Origin of the sequence: Arthrobacter sp. UNC362MFTsu5.1, from assembly GCF_000685965.1 — a bacterium.
GTDB lineage: Bacteria > Actinomycetota > Actinomycetes > Actinomycetales > Micrococcaceae > Arthrobacter.
In genome coordinates this window covers 53,495-75,252 of sequence record NZ_JMLE01000014.1, presented here as the reverse complement: position 1 = coordinate 75,252, position 21,758 = coordinate 53,495, and the positions used below count along the sequence as shown (strand labels likewise).

16 protein-coding genes are annotated in these 21,758 nt (G+C 65.9%); 7 read left to right on the top strand and 9 right to left on the bottom strand.

What is annotated here, in order from left to right:
• Positions 1-167: 167 nt before the first annotated feature.
• From purB to BS38_RS25205, 5 genes are all read left to right on the top strand, one after another.
• Entirely contained in the window at positions 168-1,610 is a 1,443-nt protein-coding gene (gene purB, locus BS38_RS0114400; protein ID WP_028271452.1) for an adenylosuccinate lyase, read from the top strand.
• Entirely contained in the window at positions 1,607-2,278 is a 672-nt protein-coding gene (locus BS38_RS0114395) for a histidine phosphatase family protein (RefSeq protein WP_028271451.1), read from the top strand. The genes purB and BS38_RS0114395 overlap by 4 nt, the downstream gene beginning before the upstream one ends.
• 121 nt (positions 2,279-2,399) lie before the next feature.
• Positions 2,400-7,268 (top strand): NAD-glutamate dehydrogenase, encoded by a 4,869-nt coding sequence (locus BS38_RS0114390; protein ID WP_028271450.1) that lies wholly within the window; start codon positions 2,400-2,402, stop codon positions 7,266-7,268.
• A 117-nt stretch (positions 7,269-7,385) separates the two neighbouring features.
• Positions 7,386-7,889, top strand: coding sequence for a GNAT family N-acetyltransferase (locus BS38_RS0114385; protein ID WP_043438736.1), 504 nt, complete (start codon positions 7,386-7,388; stop codon positions 7,887-7,889).
• A gap of 110 nt (positions 7,890-7,999) precedes the next feature.
• On the top strand, positions 8,000-8,434 hold the full coding sequence (locus BS38_RS25205; RefSeq protein ID WP_081818901.1) for an acyl-CoA thioesterase: 435 nt from the start codon (positions 8,000-8,002) through the stop codon (positions 8,432-8,434).
• 31 nt (positions 8,435-8,465) lie between these two features.
• Here BS38_RS25205 and BS38_RS0114375 read toward each other — a convergent pair whose 3' ends face one another.
• From BS38_RS0114375 to BS38_RS0114365, 3 genes are all read right to left on the bottom strand, one after another.
• Complete coding sequence (locus BS38_RS0114375) at positions 8,466-9,491, bottom strand: FAD-dependent monooxygenase (protein WP_028271448.1); 1,026 nt, start codon at positions 9,489-9,491, stop codon at positions 8,466-8,468.
• Between the two features lie 44 nt (positions 9,492-9,535).
• Positions 9,536-10,723, bottom strand: a complete 1,188-nt coding sequence (locus BS38_RS0114370; protein ID WP_028271447.1) for a 4-hydroxybenzoate 3-monooxygenase — start codon at positions 10,721-10,723, stop codon at positions 9,536-9,538.
• 151 nt (positions 10,724-10,874) lie between these two features.
• A complete protein-coding gene (locus BS38_RS0114365) occupies positions 10,875-11,642 on the bottom strand; it encodes an IclR family transcriptional regulator (RefSeq protein ID WP_028271446.1) in 768 nt (255 codons plus the stop codon).
• A 136-nt stretch (positions 11,643-11,778) separates the two neighbouring features.
• Here BS38_RS0114365 and BS38_RS0114360 point away from each other — a divergent pair, with 136 nt between their 5' ends.
• A complete protein-coding gene (locus BS38_RS0114360; RefSeq protein WP_028271445.1) occupies positions 11,779-13,056 on the top strand; it encodes an MFS transporter in 1,278 nt (425 codons plus the stop codon).
• 43 nt (positions 13,057-13,099) lie between these two features.
• Here the strand turns inward: BS38_RS0114360 and BS38_RS0114355 are convergent, their stop codons facing one another.
• Positions 13,100-14,176 (bottom strand): FUSC family protein, encoded by a 1,077-nt coding sequence (locus tag BS38_RS0114355; RefSeq protein WP_028271444.1) that lies wholly within the window; start codon positions 14,174-14,176, stop codon positions 13,100-13,102.
• Positions 14,177-14,379: 203 nt separating this feature from the next.
• Here BS38_RS0114355 and mscL point away from each other — a divergent pair, with 203 nt between their 5' ends.
• Positions 14,380-14,841, top strand: coding sequence for a large conductance mechanosensitive channel protein MscL (gene mscL / locus BS38_RS0114350; RefSeq protein ID WP_028271443.1), 462 nt, complete (start codon positions 14,380-14,382; stop codon positions 14,839-14,841).
• Positions 14,842-14,852: 11 nt separating this feature from the next.
• Here mscL and BS38_RS25200 read toward each other — a convergent pair whose 3' ends face one another.
• The 5 genes from BS38_RS25200 to BS38_RS27630 form a co-directional block, all read right to left on the bottom strand.
• On the bottom strand, positions 14,853-16,028 hold the full coding sequence (locus tag BS38_RS25200) for a DegT/DnrJ/EryC1/StrS family aminotransferase (RefSeq protein ID WP_081818900.1): 1,176 nt from the start codon (positions 16,026-16,028) through the stop codon (positions 14,853-14,855).
• Positions 16,029-16,296: 268 nt separating this feature from the next.
• Positions 16,297-17,118: a hypothetical protein gene (locus BS38_RS25195; RefSeq protein WP_051628921.1), complete on the bottom strand. Its 822-nt coding sequence runs from the start codon at positions 17,116-17,118 to the stop codon at positions 16,297-16,299.
• Between the two features lie 9 nt (positions 17,119-17,127).
• Positions 17,128-18,492 carry an O-antigen ligase family protein gene (locus BS38_RS25190; protein WP_051628920.1) on the bottom strand — a complete coding sequence of 455 codons (1,365 nt, stop codon included), beginning with the start codon at positions 18,490-18,492 and terminating at the stop codon, positions 17,128-17,130.
• Positions 18,489-21,119, bottom strand: coding sequence for a WecB/TagA/CpsF family glycosyltransferase (locus BS38_RS26730; protein ID WP_081818899.1), 2,631 nt, complete (start codon positions 21,117-21,119; stop codon positions 18,489-18,491). Before BS38_RS26730 ends, BS38_RS25190 begins: the two co-directional genes overlap by 4 nt.
• A gap of 9 nt (positions 21,120-21,128) precedes the next feature.
• Entirely contained in the window at positions 21,129-21,725 is a 597-nt protein-coding gene (locus BS38_RS27630; RefSeq protein WP_028271442.1) for an acyltransferase, read from the bottom strand.
• Positions 21,726-21,758: the final 33 nt, after the last annotated feature.

The following is a 21,758-nucleotide window of genomic DNA, read 5'->3' as shown; positions in this document are numbered from 1 at the left end:
CTGCATGGTCGGTGATGACGACGCTACGGAGCGGCCTGCAGGCCTGGTACCGCCGGCGTCGACTATGTGGAAAACGGCGGGCGCCCCGGCAACCTCGGCGCTGGGGAGGAGAAGTCACACGGACTCCGCGCTTAAGGGGCGGCGCGACTTCGTGAAACAATCAGCACATGCCTGAAACTGCCGCCACAGCTGACACCCGTACGCCTTCCGGACGCCTGGCCCTCGCCGCGTCGCAGGACAAGATTGCCCTCGGCCCGCTGGACGGCCGGTACCAGTCCGCCGTAGCGCCCCTGGTGGACTACCTGTCCGAGGCGGCCCTGAACCGCGACCGCGTGGCCGTGGAAGTTGAATGGCTCATCCACCTGACCGGCAACAACGTGCTGCCGGGCGCCGGTCCGCTGACGGCTGAACAGCAGGACCAGCTCCGCGCGATCGTGACCGAATTCGACTCCGCCTCGGTCACCGAGCTGGCCGAAATCGAGGCCGTGACGGTGCACGACGTCAAGGCTGTGGAGTACTACATCGGCCGCAGGCTCCCGGCCATCGGCATTGAGCGGCTGACCGCCATGGTGCACTTCGGCTGCACGTCCGAAGACATCAACAACCTCTCCTACGCCCTGGGTGTCAAGGGCGCTGTGGAGGACGTGTGGCTGCCGGCCGCCAGGGCCCTGGTGGCCCAGATCAGCAAAATGGCTGACGACAACCGCAGCGTGCCCATGCTCTCCCGCACGCACGGCCAGCCGGCCACGCCCACCACGCTGGGCAAGGAGCTGGCCGTCATCGCGCACCGCCTGACCCGCCAGCTGGACCGTATCGCGAAGACGGAATACCTGGGCAAGATCAACGGCGCCACCGGCACTTACGCGGCACACGTGGCCTCGGTGCCGGGCGCAGACTGGCAGCAGGTTGCGAAGTCGTTCGTCGAGGGCCTGGGCCTGACCTGGAACCCGCTGACCACACAGATCGAAAGCCACGACTGGCAGGCGGAGCTGTACGCCGACGTCGCGCGGTTCAACCGAATCTTGCACAACGTGTGCACGGACATCTGGAGCTACATCTCGATCGGCTACTTCGCGCAGATTCCGGTGGCAGGCGCCACGGGTTCCTCCACCATGCCGCACAAGGTCAACCCGATCCGTTTCGAGAACGCCGAAGCCAACCTGGAAATCTCCTCCGGACTGCTGGATGTCCTCGGCTCCACCCTGGTCACCTCGCGCTGGCAGCGCGACCTCACCGATTCCTCCAGCCAGCGCAACATCGGCGTGGCGTTCGGGCACTCCCTGCTGGCCATCTCCAACGTGGTCAAGGGCTTGGAGCGCCTGGACGTGGCTGAGGACGTCCTGGCCGCCGACCTCGACACCAACTGGGAAGTGCTGGGTGAGGCGATCCAGATGGTAATGCGCGCCGAAGCGATTGCCGGTGTCGAAGGGATGGAAAACCCTTACGAACGGCTCAAGGACCTCACCCGCGGACAGCGCGTGGATGCCGCCCGGATGCAGGAATTCGTGCAGGGCCTGGGCCTCTCCCCCGACGCCGAAGCGCGGCTGCTTGCCCTGACGCCCGGCAAGTACACCGGCATCGCCACCGAGCTGGTGAACCACCTCAAATGAGGCTTCTGCTGATCCGCCACGGCCAGACCCCCGGGAACGTGCTGGGCCAGCTGGACACCGCACACCCTGGGCCTGGCCTCACTGAGCTGGGCGAGCGCCAGGCCGAGGCGCTGTCGCGTGCCCTGGTGAATGAGCCGATCCAGGCCCTCTATGCCTCCACCCTGATCCGGACGCAGATCACGGCTGCTCCCCTGGCGCGTCTCCAGGGCCTGGAGGCCGAAGTGATCGAGGGCATCCACGAGATCGAGGCCGGGTCGCTGGAAAAACAGACGGACCACGAATCGCACAAGCGGTACCTGGGGACCATATTCTCCTGGGCCGACGGCGACCTGGACCGCCGGATGCCGGCCGGCCCCAGCGGCCGGGACTTCTTCGACCGCTATGACGCCGCGATCGCTCAGGTCGCGCAACGGGCGAATGGCCTCGGGGATTCCTCGTCCGTGGCCGTGGTCAGCCACGGCGCAGCCATCCGGGTCTGGGCCGGCCTGCGGGCCGCCAACATCGAACCGGACTTTGCTGTCAGGCACGTCCTGGACAACACGGGCATCGTGGCGCTGGAAGGGGACCCCGACACCGGCTGGGAGCTCATCCACTGGGACGACAGCCCGGTGGGCGGCCTGGCTCTGGCCGACCCCACTGCCGAGGACCCCACCGGCGGACCTGCCTAAGCGCCTCCTGCCCGCAGGCACTGGACTGCTCCCCCGAACGCGTTCATGATGAAAGCAGGCGTGGGGACAGGATGGTCGGCCGCGGCGTGCGGTTGCTCCCGCGCAGTGGAGGCGCAGTGGCATGTCACGCAAGGCGGTACACCCCGAGCACGCCCCCGCCGGCGGTCTGCTCGGCGTCGACGAAAAGTTCCTCGCGGCCTACTACGAGCACGTAGCGCCGGAGGATCTCCAGGGTTACAGTTCCGAGAACCTGGAACAGCGGGCCCGGCGCCATGCCAAGCTGGCAGACACCCGTCCCGCGGGGACGGCGGCCGTCGACATCCTGAATGAAAGCGACGCGAGTGTCCTGCTCGTGGTTGCCGACGCCATACCGCATCTGCTGCATTCGCTCACCGCGGAGCTGACCCGCCAGGACGAATCCATCCGGTTGCTGGTGCACCCCAATTTCCTGGTGCGGCGGGATCCGCAGACGGACCGGTTGGCGGAAGTGCGTCACGGGCCGCCGCCGACCGGAGCGGCGGGTAACATCGCCGGCACCGCGGCAGGGCACACCACGGCAGTGCACACCGCGGCAGCGCACACCGCACGGGACCGGCGGGTGTGGTCGGCCGAGACCTGGGTGGCGGCGGAGATAGGGCGCCTGGCGGGGCCGCGGGCCATCGCGGAGCTCATCGGCAACGTGCGGCGTGTCCTGGCTGACGTTCAATTGGTCGCCGATGACACGCCGGCGATCCACACCAGTCTGGCGCGGGCCGTCACTTCCCTGGACCGGCTGCCCGCCGGCATGATGCCGACCCCTGAGCAGCTCGGGGAACTCCTGACCTGGCTGGACCGCGGCAACTTCATGTTCTTGGGATACAGCGAGTATGAATACCCGACGGCGGGCGGCCCGGACAGCGTAAGGCTGGCACCCGGCACGGGGCTGGGCCTGCTCAGGGACGGACGGCCGGAAGCCCTCCAGCCGGTCACCGGGCTCCCCCATTCGCAGGTTCTGACGATCGCCACCTCCGACCTGAGGTCCTCCGTTCCCCGCCCGGCCTACCTGGACGAAATCCTCCTACGGACCTTCGACACCGCGGGGACGGCCACGGGCGAAGTGCGGTTTGTGGGCTTGTTCGCCCCCGGCGCCACGGGCCGCTCGGTGCGTCGCATCCCGATGATCCGGGACAAGGTCCTTGCTGTCCAGGAACGGTTCGGTTTCACCGAAGCTTCCCATCCGGGCCGGCAGCTGCTGGCGGTCCTCGAGTCGTTCCCGCTGGATGAACTGTTCCACCTGGACGTGGACGAACTGGCCAGGCTCTCCCGCGAGATCCTGCTCCTGCAGGTGCATCACCAGACGCGGGTGTTCCTGCGGCCCGACACCTACGGCCGCTTTGTGTCAGCCTTGGTGTTCCTCCCCCGGCACAGGTACAGCACCGCAGTCAGGCTCCGCATCGAACAGGAACTCAAGCACGCTTTCGGCTCCTCATCCCTCGAATTCGAAGTCCGTTTAAGCGAATCCCCCATGGCGCGGGTTTTCTTCCGGATATTGCTGCCTGCCAGCGGCATGCCCGACGTCGATCCGGGCGTACTGGAGCGAAGCGTGGTCAACGCAACGCGGACCTGGGCCGAGGGGCTGGATGAAACGCTCCGTGACAGGTTGCCGTCAGCAGAGGCAAGCCGGCTGTCTGCGCTGTGGTCGGCTGCGTTCCCGGCCAGCTACCGGGCGGATTTCGAGGTCGAGGATGCCGTGGAGGACATCCGCCGGTTTGAGCAGTTCGATCTCGACGGCGCCGGCGGACGACCGCTGGACGACCCTCAGCTGGCCGTTTACGTCCGGACCGGAGCGTCCCCGACGCTGGCCGAAGACGCGCGGATCCGGCTTTACCTGACCACTGCCCACAGCCTGACGCGCATCCTGCCGTTCTTCCACAACCTCGGCCTGGAGGTGCTGAACCAGCGGCCATTCGACGTGATGCGCGGGAGCAGCCGGCCGTTGTTCCTCTATGACCTTGGCGTCCGTTACCCCGCCGGCGTGGATCCGGCCGGGACCAGCGGGCTGCTGGCGGACGCTTTTGGGGCGGCGATGCGCGGCGACTCGGAATCGGACCGGTTTGACGGCCTCGTCCTCCGCGAAGGCATCGAATGGCGTCAGGCGGCCATTCTTCGCAGCTATGCCAAGTACCTCCAGCAACTGGGCACCACCAACTCATACGGCTTCATGGCCGACACCCTGCTGGCCAACGTCCGGGCAACCCACGGGCTCCTGGCCCTGTTTCAGGCAAAGTTTGATCCGGACCTGGACGTGCCTGGCCGGTTCCGTGATGCCGACGCCGTCCGGAAAGACCTGCTGGCGGCGATCGAGGACATTCCCGTCCTGGACGCCGACCGGCTGTTGCGCACCTTCATGAACCTGGTGGAATCCACGCTGCGGACCAACTACTTCCAAGGGAAACCCCATCTGAGCTTCAAGCTGAACCCCGCCGCCATCGCGAACGCACCGTTTCCCCGCCCCAAGTACGAAATCTGGGTGTATTCGCCCCGGGTTGAAGGCGTCCACCTGCGCTTCGGGCCACTGGCCCGCGGCGGGCTGCGCTGGTCGGACCGAAGCGAGGACTTCCGCACCGAGGTCCTGGGCCTGGTCAAGGCCCAGAACGTGAAGAACTCAGTGATCGTGCCCACCGGCGCCAAAGGCGGTTTCTACCCCAAACAGCTGCCGGACCCGTCCGTGGACCGCGAAGCCTGGCTGACCGAGGGCCTGGAATGCTACCGGATCTTCGTCCGCGGGCTGCTGGACCTCACCGACAATCTGGTCGCAACGGCGCACGGCGAAACAGTGGTGCCGCCCGAGCGGGTGGTGCGTCACGACGTCGACGATTACTACCTTGTGGTGGCGGCGGACAAGGGAACAGCATCCTTTTCCGACGCCGCGAACGCCGTGGCCGGGGAATACGGCTTCTGGTTGGGCGATGCCTTCGCCTCCGGCGGCTCCGTGGGCTACGACCACAAGCAGATGGGGATCACGGCCCGCGGGGCCTGGGAATCGGTGAAACACCACTTCCGCGAGCTGGGCGTGGACTGCCAGGCGGAGGACTTCACCGTCGTCGGCATCGGCGATATGAGCGGCGACGTCTTTGGCAACGGCATGCTCCTCTCCCGCCACATCCGCCTGGTGGCCGCCTTCGACCACCGGCACATCTTCCTCGATCCGGACCCCGATGCCGAGGCATCGCTCGAGGAACGGCGGCGGCTCTTTGCCCTGCCACGCTCCTCCTGGGCGGACTACGATCCCGCGCTGATCAGCGAAGGCGGCGGGGTACATTCCCGCCGGGTCAAGGCCATCAGCATCACGGATGAGGTCCGGAGCTCACTCGGCCTTGCCCCGGGCACCCGTTCACTGCCGCCCCATGCGCTCCTGCAGGCCATCCTCCGGGCACCGGTGGACCTGCTGTACAACGGCGGCATCGGAACCTATGTCAAAGCCTCTGCGGAGGGCAACGCGGAGGTAGGCGACAAGGCCAACGACCCCATCAGGATCAACGGCAAGGAGGTGCGGGCGAGGGTTATCGCCGAGGGCGGGAACCTGGGAATCACGCAGCTCGGGCGGATTGAGGCCGCGCTTTCCGGCGTCCTGCTGAACACCGACGCGATCGACAACTCGGCCGGGGTGGACTGCTCGGACCACGAAGTGAACATCAAGATCTTCGTGGACCGGATGATCGCTGCGGGAAAGATGGCAGTACCGGAACGCGCAGCCTTCCTGCATTCCCTCACCGACGAAGTGGCCCGCCTCGTGCTCGCCAACAACACCGACCAGAACGTACTGCTCTTCAACGACCGGCACCTGGTGCGCGAGTGGAGCCCGGGCTTCGAACGGACCATGGACTGGCTCGAGAACGCCACGGACCTGGACCGCCGGCTGGAGGGCCTGCCAAACAACGAGCAACTCGAGGAGCGGCTGCGGTCAGGGAAGACCCTGACCTCGCCGGAACTGGCGGTGCTGGCCGCCTACGCCAAGATCGAACTGGCGGCGGCGCTCAATGCCAGCGACCTCGCCGAGGATCCGTGGTTCCGGCGCGTCCTCAGAGGCTATTTTCCGCGCCAGCTGTCCGAACGGTTCGAGGCGGAGCTGGAGACGCACCCGCTGCACCGCCAGATCGTGTGCACCGTGGTGGCCAACGACATGGTCAACCTCGGCGGCATCACGTTCGCGTTCCGCGCCATCGAGGAAACCACGGCACGGGCCGCAGCCGTGGCCAAGGCCTTTGTCGTGGCACGTGAGGCCTACGACCTGCCGTGGATCGTCAACCGGCTGGCCGCGCTCCCTGCCGGATACCCCAGCGAACACGCCGCCGAAGCGACGCTGCACATGCGCAGGGTCCTGGACCGCGCCACCCGGTGGTACGTCACGCACGACCACCGGGACCAGCCTGTCGCCGAGGCACTGGGACGGATCCTGCCCACGCTGGAAGCCCTGCGCACCCGAACCGTGGACTACCTCCGCGGCTCCGATCTGGACAGGGTGCAGGGCAGGCTCGCCCACTGGGATGCCGTGGGGATGCCCCGGGAGCTTGGCCTGCGCGCCTCGGACCTGCTCGAAAGTTTCGGGCTGCTGGACATTTCCCTGGTTTCCGAACAGGTGCACGAACCGATCGAAACCATCGCCGACGTCTACTACGCGGTGTTCCAGCGGATCGGCGCCGCCAACCTGCTCCTCAGGATCACCGACCTGCCGCGGCAGAGCAAATGGGAGGCACTGGCACGGGCGGCCCTGCGCGATGACGTGTATTCGGCGGTGGCGGACATGACAGTTTCGGTGATGGAGACAACGCAGGTTCCCGACGCCGGCGGTTCCGACTCCGTCGAGCGCATCGTGGCCTGGGAACGCGGGCACCAGGAGCAGCTGGGACGGATCAAGGACACCTTCGCCGAGGTAACCCGGCCGGGCAACGTGGATATCGCTTCCATTTCCGTGGCGCTCAAGCTGCTGAGGACGCTGGTCCGGCGCTGAGTCGCGGCAGACGTCCGTGAATCCACAGTTCTCCGGACGCTTACCCGCAGGAAACACCGCGGAAACCGCCCCCTCTTAGGCTTATTTTGCATAACCCTTCGGCGAATCGAGGCAGAGATGCAGACCAACCCCCGTCTCAACATCAGGCAGGTCACTTGGGCCAACCCCGTGGGCGCCGACCTGCGTGCGGCACAGCAGGCGGAACTGGACGCCCGCTTCGGCACGAAGGACCACGAACCCGGCCCGCCGCCGTCGGAAGTGGACACCGCCGTATTCCTGGTGGCCTACGAGAAGAGCTCCGGGCAGCCGGTGGGCTGCGGCGGCTTGAGGATGCTGGACTCCACGACGGCGGAGATCAAGCGGCTGTACGTCCTGCCCTACACGCGCGGTTCGGGTGTGGCAAGCTCCATCCTCGCCGCACTGGAAGCTCACGCCCACGGCATGGGCGTCACCTCGATCGCCGCCGAAGCCGGCTCCGCCCAGACGGACGGCCGGAACTTTTACCAGAGCTGCGGCTTTGACGAAGTGCCCAACTTCGGGCCGTACATCGGGGTGGAACACTCCTACTGCTACGCGAAGACGATCGATTCGCACAGCGCCGCCCACACGGCCATGGCCTGACGGCGGCAGGAGCCGGCCGCCGTCGTCCCCTGGCGGACCGCACGTGGCGGACCGCGTCTGGCGGACCGTCACACTGCGGCAGGCGGCCCGCCGTCGGCTAATCTCGCATTATGGAATCGGCAGACATCACTTTCCGCACGCGCAAATGGGTGCGTCCTGAAGACCTCAACGCCAACGGCACGCTGTTCGGCGGGAGCCTGCTGAAGTGGATCGATGAGGAAGCGGCGATTTACGCCATCCTGCAGCTCGGCAACGGCCGTGCCGTCACCAAGTACATTTCCGAAATCAACTTCGTCAGCTCGGCGGTCCAGGGCGACCTCATCGAGATGGGGCTGACTGCCACCCGGTTCGGCCGGACATCGCTGACCATGCGCGCCGAGGTGCGGAACATGATCACCCGGCAGAGCATCCTCACCATCGAGGAAATCGTGTTCGTGAACCTCAACCAGCACGGCAAGCCCGAACCGCACGGGTACACCGAGATCACCTACGACCGCGACCGCATCCCCACGCACCACCTGACGGAGACCCTGGAGCAGGACTGACCCTGCGCCAGGGTGTCGACGGCGAGCGGGCTTAGCGGCTGAGCCGCCCGGCCACGCTGAGAATCCTGTCCCTGATCGGCTGGGCGGATTCTGCGAGCACGAGCCTGGTCATTGCCGACGATGCCACCCGCAGGGCCTGGCTGCGCAACACGCGCCGTTTGTCGTACGCCTTGAGCGCCTCCGGGAGCGGCCGGGAATTGAGCAGGTCCGCAAGCGTGACGGAGTCAACCAGGGCTTCGCAGGCTCCGCGCCCAAGATTGGGCGTCATGCCGTGGGCGGCATCTCCCACCAGCACGGAGCCCGCCCGCACGTAGCTGCGCAGGGCAGGCACGGTCCAAATGCGCTGGGCGAGGGTCCCCTCCGGTGTTGCCCCCGCCAGGACACGGACGATTCCGGCCGCTTTTCCGGAAAACCGACGGCGGGTGAGGTCCAGCGCCGCTTCGACGTCGATGCCGCCAGGTCCGAGGTCTGACCGGTAGGAGGCGTACCAGTAGGTCCGCTGCCGGGAAGCCGGCGCGATGCCGAACAATTCGCCGCGGCCCCAGTATTCGCCGCCGCTGTCCGCAGGAACAGGTTCGTTGATGACGCCGCGCAGCGCGAGGTAGGGGCTGAGCCGTTCCCGGGACCGCGGACCCCAGTAGGCCCCGCGGACCACGCTGTGCACGCCGTCGGCCCCGACCAGCAGGCCGCCAGCGGGCAGCGAGGTCACCGCCCCAAACACACGGGTTACCGAATCCGGCACGGCGGCGTCCAGCTGCCGGAGCAGGTCCGCCCGTGAGATGCCGATGACGTCTGGTGCCCCGGCCCGAAGCCACGCTTTCCCGGTGGCATTCCGCAGCGCCATGGCTTCAAAGGCGGACCCTGCCGCCCGGATTTCCGGCAGGATCCCGACGGCTTCGAGGGCCCGCTGGGCCTCGGGCCACATAGCCAGGGACGTTTCCACTGCCGGGAGGACGTTCCGCTGCTCGTGCACGGTGACGTCGAAGCGGTCCGGGTCAAGCGTCGCGGCTAGTGCCAGCCCGGCAATGCCCCCGCCGACGATGGTGATGGCGTCCATTCACCGAGTCTACGGCGAAGGCGTCAGGGTCTACGCCGTACGTGTCAGGCGGACGGCCAGCCGGTGTAGGCCTCGGCCAGGTAGGCCCTGCCATGGCGGGAAGAGACCACCGAGTTGAGTTCGCCCAACTGGCGTGCGCGGGAAAAGTCATCGGCATCCACCGGCGTGTGGAGCATGGAGGTCATCCAGTAGGAGAACTGCTGGGCCTTCCAGACGCGCTCCAGGGCGCGGTCGCTGTAGGCGTCCAGCAGTGCCGTGGAACCTCCCTTGTAGAAGCTTTCCAGCCCTTCGAACAGGACCTTGACGTCGTGGATGGCAAGGTTCAGGCCCTTGGCACCGGTGGGCGGCACGGTGTGGGCGGCATCGCCGGCCAGGAACAGTTTGCCGTGGCGCATGGGGGCGTGGACGAAGCTGCGGAACTTCAGCACCATCTTGTCGATGACCGGGCCCTCCTTGAGCTCGAATCCGTTGCCGTTGACCCGGCTGCGGAAGGCGTCCCAGATGCGGTCCTCGCTCCAGTTGTTCACGTCTTCGTTGGGATCGCACTGGAAGTACATGCGCTGGACGGTCTCGGTCCGCTGGCTGATCAGGGCGAAGCCGTTGTCCGAGTTGGCGTAGATGAGCTCATCGGAGCTGCGGGGCGCCTCAGCCAGGATGCCGAACCAGGCGAAGGGGTATTCGTGGAAGTACCACTTGCGGTCTGCCTCGGGGATCTGGAAGCGGCAGTGGCTGCGGGAACCGTCCGCACCGGTGATGAAGTCGGCCTGCAGCTCGTATTCCACGCCGTCGGAGTCCGTGAACCAGACCTTCGGCGACCCCTCGATGTCGTGGATGGTGGTGTCGGTGACGCTGTAGCGGACGTCGCCGCCGTCGGCCTCACGGCGTGCGGCCAGGTCCATGAACACGTCGGTCTGCGGGTACAGCCACACCGACTCCCCCACCAGGTCCTTGAAGTCGATCCGGTGGCTTTCGCCGTTGAAGCGCAGCTCGATCCCGTCGTGCCGGTCGCCGTCCCGCAGCACCCGGTCCGAGACCCCGCTGTCCACCAGCATGTTCACGGTGCCGTGTTCCAGGATGCCGGCGCGGACCGTCTCCTGGATTTCCTTCCGGCTGCGGATTTCGATGACGGTGGATTCGATGCCGGACTTGGCGAGCAGGTGGGAGAGCATCAGTCCTGCCGGACCGGCACCCAGGATGGCCACTTGGGTGGTGATGATTTTTCGGGCTGCCATGGTGTTTCCTCGCTTCGTTGCGGGGCCCGGCGGGGAGGTGTCCGGGGCCTGTTGGATCGTCTGGCTACAGTGTGCTCCCGCAGGAGTGATCCGCGTTACAAGGATTCCGTTGAATGGAATTCGCCCGGCGAGCCTCTCCTAGTCCCGGACCTTAGTCCCGCCCCTCCGGCAGGCTTTGCGATTCACCGAGGCGTCGCCCGATTCCCCGGGCTGCTGTCTGCAGCGCCGGCACCAGCGCCTGTAGGCGCATCTCGCGCAGTGGAACCACGACGCCGATGGCCGCCACCGTCCGCTTCTTGCGGTTCATCACCGGGACGGCAATGCCCCAGGTGTCCGGATCCACCACGCCGGCGAGCTGGGCGTAGCCCTGGTGCGCGGCCTCCCCCAGCTGGATGCGGAGCTCTTCCACCGTCAGCCTGCCGGCAGGATCCGTAAAGCCTGCCAGGTATTCCGCCTGGACCGCGTGGGGCTGGTTGGCCATCAGGACCAGCCCGGCGGAGGACACATGCACCGGCATCCGACCGGCTACCTGCGCCCGGTTGGCCACGGAGCCGCGCCGCGACAAGCGCTCGACGAAGAGGGCCTCCCAGCCGTCCAGCACGGCGAGGTTCACGTTCTGGTTGAGTACCTGCTGGATGTCCTCCATGAACGGCATGGCAGCCCGGCGCAGTTCGAGTGTGGGCGAATTGCGGTTCACCAGCTCCCACAGCCGCAGCCCGAGCTGCACCGAGCCGCCGGATCCGACATCCAAGAGCCCGTGTCCCGCCAGCTGCCGGACCAGCCGGTGGGCTGTGGTGAGCGGAAGCCCGGCCCGGGCCGCGAGTTCGGAAAGCGGCAGGACGTTGACGCCTTCCGGAAAGGCGGCGATGACGCGGACCACGCGGTCCACCACTGAGTCCCCGGAGCCCGAGTTGGCCACATTTCTCCTTCCATTGAATGGTTTGAAGTGTCCCACACAACAGGGGCCAGTGGTACAAATCTCAGGAGAGGGAACGTTCGGTCCCGGCCGGAGCCACGGAGAAACCAACCGGCAAGAAATCAACTCTGAGGTAGCTATGTCAACGACGTCGTTGGAAAACAAATCACGCTGGCCTGTCTGGCTGTGCTGGCTGGCCATGGTCCTGGACGGCTTTGACCTGGTGGTGCTCGGCACCGTCATCCCGACCCTCATCAAGACCCACGATCTCGGCTTCGATGCCGTCGGCGCCACGTTCGCCGCAACGATCTCACTGGTGGGCGTGGGGCTGGGAGCGCTGTTCATTGCGCCGCTCTCCGACCGCTTCGGCCGACGGAACCTGCTGGTTGCCTGCGTGACGTGGTTCTCCATCTTCACGATTGCCGTGGTCTTTGCTCCTAACGTTGCCGTCTTCAGCATCTTCAGGCTGCTGGCAGGCCTGGGGCTGGGCGCCTGCCTCCCGGCCGCCCTGGCTTACATGAACGACTATGCCCCCGCAGGATCCGCCGGCAAGTCCACCACACGGACCATGACCGGCTACCACGCCGGGGCCGTGGCCACCGCCTTCCTGGCACTGATGGTCATCCCGGACTGGCGCATCATGTTCGTGGTTGGCGGTGTGGCCGGCTTCGTGCTGGTTCCGTTCCTCTGGTTCAGGCTTCCCGAGACGCTGCCGGCCGTTGTATCCCTCCCTGCGCTCTCTCCGGCGTCCGGCACCCATGCCACCAAGGCCGCTGAGCCCGCCGTCGAAGGACGCGCCAGCTTCCGGGACCTCGGCCGGAAACCGTACCCGCTCGTCGCGGCAGGCGTCGCCGTCGCCTCCTTCATGGGCCTGCTGCTGGTGTACGGGCTGAACACCTGGCTGCCGCAACTCATGTCCTCCGCCGGTTACACGCTCAACGCCGGACTCTCCCTGCTGCTCGTTCTTAACGTGGGCGCGGTGGCTGGCCTGGTGGTGGCCGGCATTCTCGCCGACAAGCATGGAACCAAAAAGATAGTGCTTCTCTGGTTCTTCCTCTCCGCCGTCTTCCTCGCAGCGCTCAGCGTCAAGATCCAGAATGAACTGCTCCTGAACGCGGCCGTGTTCGTAACAGGCGTCTTCGTCTTTAGCTCGCAGGTGCTGGTGTACGCCTGGGTCAGCCAGCTGTTCCCGGCCCGGCTGCGCGGCACTGCACTGGGCTTCGCCGCTGGTGTCGGACGCCTTGGCGCCATCCTCGGCCCGGCCGTGACGGGCACCCTGGTGGCCGCCGGAATCGCCTACCCCTGGGGCTTCTACGTCTTCGCCGGCGCGGCCGTCCTCGCGGTGGCGGCCCTCGTCCTGGTGCCGCAGGCGGTCACCGCAGCGGCAGGCAAGCGGACCGCCGTCGGGCCTTCCTAGCGGCCGGGCGCTCCAACCGAGGCGGTCCCAGCGGCGGGCCTTCCTACACGGCTATGCGCCGGGCGTGGTCCCACGCCCGCATCCGCCGCCAAACGGCGGGGGCACTCACAACGGCGATTCCGACGGCGGCGCCGATGACCGTCTCCACGATCCTGTCCCGCAGCAGGACTTCAGGGACAGCGGGCGCCGCCAGCAGCGTGGCACTGAGTGCCAGCGGCGTCACGAATATTTGCGCCAGGACGTACTGGCGGGCGATGAACATCTCGGCGCCGAACTGGCACGCGGCGATCACCAGGACCATCTGCCACGGGGCAGGATTCAGCAGCAGCACACCGGCCAGAACGATCAGGCCCAGCACGGTGCCGATGATTCTCTGGATCCCCCTGGCCACACGGTGTCGGGTGGTCCGGCCCACCAACGGAACGACCGCAGCCACCATGGCCCAGTAGTTGTGGCCGAAGCCGAGCCACTGCCCCACAATGGTGGCCAGCGTGCCGGCAAGCCCCGCCGCCACGACGTAACCCACCGCTTCGAGCCAGGCGGTGCGCTTCTCTTCCTGTGTTAGCCGTGCCGGCGCCGGCATGGCCCAAGGCGTTCGGCGGCTCCGCACCAGGCGTGAGGAAATGCCGATCAGCAGGCAGAAAACGGTGGTGAGAATAGCGACGACCATGCACTGCCAGAGCGGCGGCTGGTTCGGAATCGAAGCAATGGCCGCGAAGGCGAAGATATGGAACAACGAACCCGCCGGCCGGTGGCGCCACAAGGCAATCACCAGCGAACACGCGCCGGCAACCACCGTGGTGGCTGCCACCTGCGTCCAGGTGCTCGCGGTGTCCGACAGCCCCAGGGCCTGGCCGGCGCGGGCAGACAACGTGGCCATGAGGATGACGAGCAGCATGAGGGAACCGGCGCGCATCTGGATGAAGAGCCGCTTCCGGTGGAGCTCCCCGCGACCGTAGATTCCGGTGAAGGCACCGAAGGAGGCAAAGATCGCCAGGTCGCTCCGGCCGATCAGGACCAGGATGATCAGCGGAACAAAGACCCCCACGGCGCAACGGATCGCGACCTGATGGTCGTTATTGCCGGGGGCAATGGTGAACATCTCGGCGAAAAGCTTCAAGGGGGTCACGCCTTTCCGTACGGTGCCAGTCTGATGGCGGCAGCGTTGGCGTCCATTTCAAATCCTACGCCCGGCCGTTCGGCGGCCCCCTTGAAGCGGCCCGGCTCCGGTGGCAAGCTCGCCTCCCCGGGAGCGTCCGGAAGGGCCGGGCTGGTAGTGTCTATGGGTTAAATTACCGACTGAAACGCATACCGGAGGTACCCATGCTCAAAGGATTCAAGGATTTCATCCTTCGCGGCAACGTGATCGAACTGTCCATCGCCGTCGTCGTCGGCACGGCGTTCACGGCGCTCGTCAGCGCGTTCACCACCAACATTGTGAACCCGATCATCGCAGCCGCCGGCGGGGTCCAGACCGAGGGCCTGGGCTTCGCCATCTGGCCCGGCAACAGCAAGACGTTCGTCAATATCGGCGGCGTCATCACCGCGTTCGTGACCTTCCTCATCACTGCCGCCGTGGTCTATTTCATCTTCGTGGCGCCCATGAACAAGATCAATTCGCTGGTGAAGAGCCGGCTGGCGACGGCGGAGCCCGAGGAGGAGCCCATACCCGCGGACACCGCTCTGCTGGCCGAGATCCGGGACCTGCTGACCCAGCTCGCAGGGACCGACAGCGAACTCACCACCGCCGGATCGTCAGCGAAAGAGTCCGAAGGCTCCCGCTGACGATCCGGCCGTCAGGCGCTGGCCGCGTCTGTGCGCCGGAAGCCGCCGTTCCATTTGCCCCGCCGAACGGTGACGGGAATTCCGGCCGCCGCGAGCCGGACCGAACGAAGCACCCTCGACTGCTCGCCGGGGGTCAACTGGTGGTACACCGGCAGGACCACCAGCCGGTCCGCCAACCGCTCGGTGACCGAGAGGTCCGCCACGCCGGTGTCCCGGTCCCAGTACGCCGGCTGCCGATGGACCGCCGTAAGCCCGACGCCGGCAGAAATACCGTCGCGCGCCAGCCGCTCCAGGAGCTCGTCCCGCGGCAAGGCAAATGACGGCAGCACCTCCATCCAGAAGGATTGGAAATTGCTGGTGCCGTAGTCCGGGTCCTTGATGAACCGCAGCCCTGCGATCCGTGCGAGCGCGAGCTGGTAGCTGGCGACAATTTCCCTGCGGTGGGCTACTGCCTCGTGCAGCCGACCCAGCTGGACCAGGCCGATGGCGGCCTGCAGATCTGTCATGCGGTGATCCAACCCCGCGTCACTCCCGGCGTCGTCACGAAGGTCCCGGACCGCGGCGGCCCACGCCTCGTTCCGGGTGGTCAGCATGCCGCCTTCGCCGGTGGTCAGGACCTCACACGAATCGAAGGACCACACGGTCAGCTCGGCGCCGGCACCCACCGGCTGTCCCTGGTAGGTGGAGCCCACGCCGCAGGAAGCGTCCTCGATGACTGTGATGCCTAGCGGATCACACAGCTCGCGTATGGGTTCCAGGTCAACCGGCATGCCGCCCTGGTCCGCCACGATCACCGCCCGGGTTGCCGGTGTCAGGGCCTCCTCGATGGTTTCGCGCGATACATTGCCGGTTCCGGACTCCACATCGGCAAAAACCGTCCGGGCGCCCAGGCGGCTAACGGCGTCGGCGTTCGCAACTGAACAGAACGAGGGCAGAACGACGTCGTCCTGCTGTTGAACCCCGGCCACCCTGAGCGCCAGGTGGAGGGCAGCGGTCCCGCTGGACACTGCGACGGCGTGCGGCGCCTGCTGCGCCGATCCGAACGCCTCTTCAAACTGCCCTACGCGTGGCCCTTGCACCGTCCGGCCCGAAGAAAGCACCTGCACAACGGCGTCCGCTTCCTCCGGTCCGAGCCACGGCCTCATGACACCGATGTGGCTAACCGCACGGTCTTCGCTGATGGTCACCGGGACCTCCCGCTCGTCAAAAAAGAAATGGTATGCCCTTCCATTCAACGCGCCACTCGACGGCGCGGTCACGAGAGTCACGTACGCGCCTTTTCCCGCGGGGCGCCGCCGTCGCAGTGCGTATTACCCGCTTGGGAACCGCGGTGCTGCCCGGCGGGTAGGGCAGTACTTGGATTCCTTGCCGCCGGGCACCCCGGGGTTACTTGTGCGGGGCGTTCCGGAGGGGCGCCGGTCAGGGGCGCCGGGTCCCCGGGGTGCCCGGCGTAGCTCAGGTCCGGCGTTCCCGGTCCGGAACAGGGACCCTGAACGCGTCTTCCAGGAGGCCTTGGTCAGCGGGTGACGGATGGTTGTCAGCGAATTCTCTTGGGCGCCCGGAACTGCGTACCTGCCGTTCGGGCGAGTCCACCTCGGGACCGCCGGCATGTTTTGCCGGCTTTTCCTTGGTCCGCCGGCCGGCGCTGGCCAGCTCGAGGGAACGGGCGATGGAGACTGCTCCGAAGACAAGCACTACCCCGCCAACGCCCACGATGATCAGGGTCCGCAACCGGCTGGAGAACATCTCCTCTGCCTGCCCTGGCCCATCCACCGGAAGCGCCGAAAACAGGTAGCTCTCATCCGCGCCGTTGATCTTCTGCACGTCGTGCAATGTGCTGGTGAGACGGTTACCCAGTGCGACGGCGGTGTCCACCGCCTGTTCGGGCGAGGTACCGGAAGCAGAGAGTTCAAGGAGCATACCGGAGCCTAAGCTGCTGGCGCGAGACACCGAGTATTCAGTACCCAGACCCTGTTCCTGCAGGCTCTTGACTGTTTCCTGGGCACCCAGTTTGGTGATCAGTACCTGGGACAGCAGCGTGCTGTCCGGGCTTCTGAGGTACGGGTTGTCCCCGTTAATCTTGGCCAGCTGAGGGCTCGTTTCCAGTTCGAGAGCCGTGGGCACTTTCGGAGTGATAAGCGCGTAGGTCGTGGTGGCCTGATAGGTGCGCTGGCCGAAGAACATTACGTAGACACAGGCAACTACCGTGAGCACCACCACTGGCATTGCAACCCACTTGTGCCGCCAAAGCGTCTTGATTACGGAAATCGGATCCATGGTTTCTTCCTACCCCCAAGTGACTTTGCCGGTGTTAACCCGGGAGGGGTCGTTCCGGCCTTCGTTCAGTTGATTCTTGACCATCAGCCAGGAGGCTCCTGACAGACCTATGAAAAACGGCACCAGCAATGCGAAGACCTGAAACGACATCGAATCGAAGGTTGCCGACACTATGGTGGCGATGAGCCCGGATGCCGCACAGGCCGCGGCAAGCAACTTCAGCTCGTTGCCCTGCGCGTTCCTTGCTGCCGCCAAACCAGCAAGCGCGGGGACCGCAAGGTACGCCAGCAAAGCACATAGCCCGATTACGCCCATCGTCACAGCAACCAGCAGGTACTCATTGTCGAAGTTGTCTTTCGCCTCGGCTGGAAGCCAAGTCCCGGGGCCGGTGCCGAACAACGGGCGGGCAGAGACCAGGCGGAGTGCGAGCGGGTAGTCGTCGGTGCGGTACGTAATAGATGAGTCCGAGCTGCCTGCCGTACTGGTGTTGAACAGTGTGCTGATCAGTCCAGGAACTCCGACAAATAGACCGGCAGCGCCCACCGGTATGAGGACAGCCGACCAGCGTTTGGCTGTCCTGGGGAGGAATGGGATGGTGATCACTGTTGCGATAACGAGGCCGATGAGTCCTGATCTGGAAACCGTCATGGTATTTGCGAGCACAAGGAGGCACACCAAGATCCAGTGCATTCCCTTCCTGCCCCTCCGGTCGTGCAGGGCGCGCCAGATGGCCAACGGGAGCAGCATGGCGCTGACCACACCCAACTCGATGGGGTGTAGCGTAGTTCCCGCCACCCGCATCAACGCCCCCCGGGATTGAAACGCACTCGGGCTCCCATTTTCAGTAAATCCGACCATCAGCGCCGGCAGCGAGTCCAGCGGATTCCAGCGAGTCGTGAATTGAATCAAGGCAACTACGCAACACACCGCCCCGCCAGCCAGGACCCAACGGACTAGCGCCATGGCATCATCCATGGTGCGGACGGACTCGGTGGTCACAAAGGCAATACCGGCTGCAGCAAACATCAAGAGCATCCAGCGGTCCGCGGCGGCACGGCCTTCGACAGTGCTGGCGCCACTGAGGCCGGCGAAGAGGTGGGCGTAGCTAACGCAGGAAGCCAGCAACAGAAGCAGGACGGCTGCCCTCCCCGGGTGCCGGAACCTCAGCGGATCATGCAGGCCCAACAAAGTAGAGACAGCCCACAGCCCGAACAGCCCAAGGGCCAATAGTTCTGGAAGGCTTCCGCTTGCGCCGACTGGCGCAAGGACCATATAAGGCGGGACGGCCAGAACGCAGAACATGGTCACCTTGAGAAACCGCGGCGGACCTTTTTTCCCAACCGAGACGGCATACGGTGTGTCCTCGAAACTCATGGCCCCGCACTTCCGGTTGGTCCAAGAACGCGGCTGCTTTCGTCCCTTTCCCAGACTCCCGATCCCTTTGCACCTTGGCGGCCAACAATGGCAAGCCCCAGGTATACGGCGGCGTTTGCGGCAGTCAGCGGACCACGGACGGAACGGAGAACTTCCGTCAAGGTCTGCCGTGCCGTAGTGGCCTGTCCCGCGGCCGCATTCTGTTCGGAGTTGCCTCGGTACACCCTGTGAAGCACTGCAATCTGGTCCCTAAGCGTCCGCGGCGGACAAAACACCACCGGCTCCACGTCGAGCACGGACTTTTCTGAGGGTGCAAAAAGGCGGTCAACAAAGAGATCGTCGGCGGTCCGGTCGGGAAAGCGCTTAAACCGCCGATGCCCCATTTCGGACAACCCGTAAACACCGCCGGCCCAGAGCCCGTTTCGGACTGAGGGCAAACGCGAACGCGTCTGATAGTACGAGTGGATTATCGGGTGGGCGCCCCGAAGATCGTAGTGCACGGCCGGACGTGCCGCCAGGGGTCCGCCGGGCACCAGCGCGTTGAACACTCCTCGAAGAGCAGCCGGGCTGATCTGCACGTCCGCGTCCAAGTAAAGCCTGGGCCACAGTGAGGCTGCCGTATCACCGGCGTTTAGGGCTCCAGGTTTGGACGCCTCGCCCGACTCCAGCACGGTTACCCCTTCAAACGTGCGGGCGATTTCCGCAGTGTTATCAGTGCAGCCGTTGCAGGCGACGATCACTTCTATCTGACCCGATGCAGCAAGTGGCGCCAGCGGTGCAAGTGCCCGTGCGATGACGTTGCGTTCGTTGTGGGCGGGGATAATTACCGCGCCCGCGGGGAATTCTGTTGATCTCCTGTCGGTGCTGTCGGACCGGGTTGGACCCGGCAACTGAGGCCAGCTTCCTTCGTCGATCACCGTCTGCAGCACGCCCCGCCGGTCCGATTTCCAGCACCTGAGCGCTTCTGAGAGCACGACGGCGCCGCGGAATGCCGCTGCGTATACCGACGAGTGGTACTTGCGGATGTAGCGGATACGGTTGACGGCGAGCAGTGCGTTTAATTTTGCCGAGCTGCCCGAGCCGCCCCCGTCGTGAACCATGGTGGCCGCCGGCTCATACCAAACGGTGCCTCCCAGCGCCCTCAGCCGTCGGAAAAAATCAGTCTCCTCGGAATAGAGGAAAAACGACTCATCCCATTCAAGCGAATCAGTCAGGTTCCGCCGTACCATCAGCGCGGCACCTGTCGCCCAGTCAACTGTGTGAGGATGGGCATAGCTTTCAGGACTCAAGTCGATGGTTGCCAACCAGCCGGGCCGGTTGGGGGCATGCCGCCCCAGCAGCGCGTCGCCGAAGGCACGTGTGACGCCAGGTTCGCGAAAGAGGGTCCTACTCGTTGCACCGTCAGCGTCAGTCAATCGGGGGACCACGGCTCCGGCACGGGAAGCGCGCAGCCGGTGCAGCATCTTCTGTAGGCTGCCTCGACCCACCCTAAGGTCAGGGTTGAGCACGAGCACTGCCGGTGCGTCGCCGGCGCTTCGCATGGCGATGTTGATGCCGGCTGAATAGCCAAGATTTCCTCCCGTGTCGAGGACGATGGCATCCGGATTGCCCCGCCGTATTATCTCTACAGTGTCGTCACTGGAGGAGTTGTCGGCGACGACGACGCGCAAAGTCAGATCCTCCGTTTCCGCCCGAAGGCTGTCCAGGAGACGGCCGATATTACCGCCGCTGTTATACGTCACGACGACGGCGACGACGTCCGGCGAGCCCTCAAGTCCGGTGAACTGGCCGGGTGTCCGCGGCGCTGGACTGGCCGAGGACGGCCGCTCGCGCACGACAGGCGGTACCGTGCAGGAAGCAGTCCGCAACTTGATGTACGCCTGCGGGCCGTCAATAAGGTAGCGGCTGGCGAGTCGTTTAGGCTCCAGTGCGAGGCGGTAGCCCCATTCCAACCCGTGCTCGCTGGCCCATTGAGGTGCGCGCTGCACCCTCCCTGCCAGGAAGTCGACAGCCGCGCCGAATGCCAGGAGCACTGGCGCCCCGGTGGATGCCCCGTAGCGGTCGATCCACAGCTCTTGGCGGGGCTTGCCGAGCCCGACGTACAGAATCTGGGCGCCGGCGGCCGCAATGTCCTTGGCAATCTGTTCTGAGCGTTCGGCAGAGGCCAGTTCATCCCTGTCCGGCGACCACATCCCGGCCACCAGCAAACGGGGGTGTTCCTCCTCGATCTTCCGGGCCAGCAGCCGCTGGTTTTCCGCGGAGCCACCGAGAAAACCGACCCGAAGGCCCAGTTGCTCAGCCCGCGTCAGCAGCGGCGCGGCGAGGTCACTGCCGGCCAGCCGGGGCCAGCGGTGCCCGGTCAGCCTTTGGGACTGCGACACGAGCGGCGCACCATCGAGCAAATAGAGCCACTCGACCGTGCTGGCTGGATCGGCGTGCAGCGTGCCTTCCCATCGGCCACCGACACCAAAGTGGTGCAGATGGTCGAGATTGACGGAGGCTACACCCATTGGCGGAAGGCCGAGCTCTCCGGCCCGATCCAGGATTAGTTCCAGGGCCGGCTCCGGATCCATCAGATCAACCGGGGTGCCACCCAAGATGACTTTGTTGACATCCAAGTTTTCCATGTCGCCCCCTCAGTTCGTTTGCGCGGGCACGAGCTGCCCGTTGGTTTCGAGGTAACGCCGGCCAGTGACCGGGCAGAGCCAACTGCCGCCGTCGTCCTGCTTGAGCGGGTGGCCCGCTTCGCCCACCCAGCCCATTTGGCGTGCCGGCACGCCAGCCACCACGGCATAGGCCGGGACATCCCTGGTGACGACGGCGCCAGCGGCGACGGTAGCCCACTCGCCGATGGCGATGGGTGCGATACAGACGGCGCGGGCTCCGACGGACGCGCCTTTGCCGACGGTAACGCCGACGGCCACCCAGTCGTCGGCTCCCTTAAGCGTTCCGTCGGGTGTGATTGCCCGCGGGTGCAGGTCGTTGGTGAGCACGGCGGCAGGCCCAATAAAGACACCGTCGGACAGCCGCGCCGGTTCATAGACGAGTGCGTAGTTTTGGAGCTTGCAGTTGTCCCCAAGCCGAACGGCAGGCCCAACGTAGGCGCCGCGGCCGATATTACAGTTGCTGCCCAGGGTGGCCTGTTCCCTAATCTGCGCCAAATGCCAGACCCGGGATCCGTCTCCGATGCTGGCGGACTCTGCCACGTCTGCCGATGGGGCGATGGTGATCATACTGTTCCTTCCAGGAATCACTGAGCCGGCCGC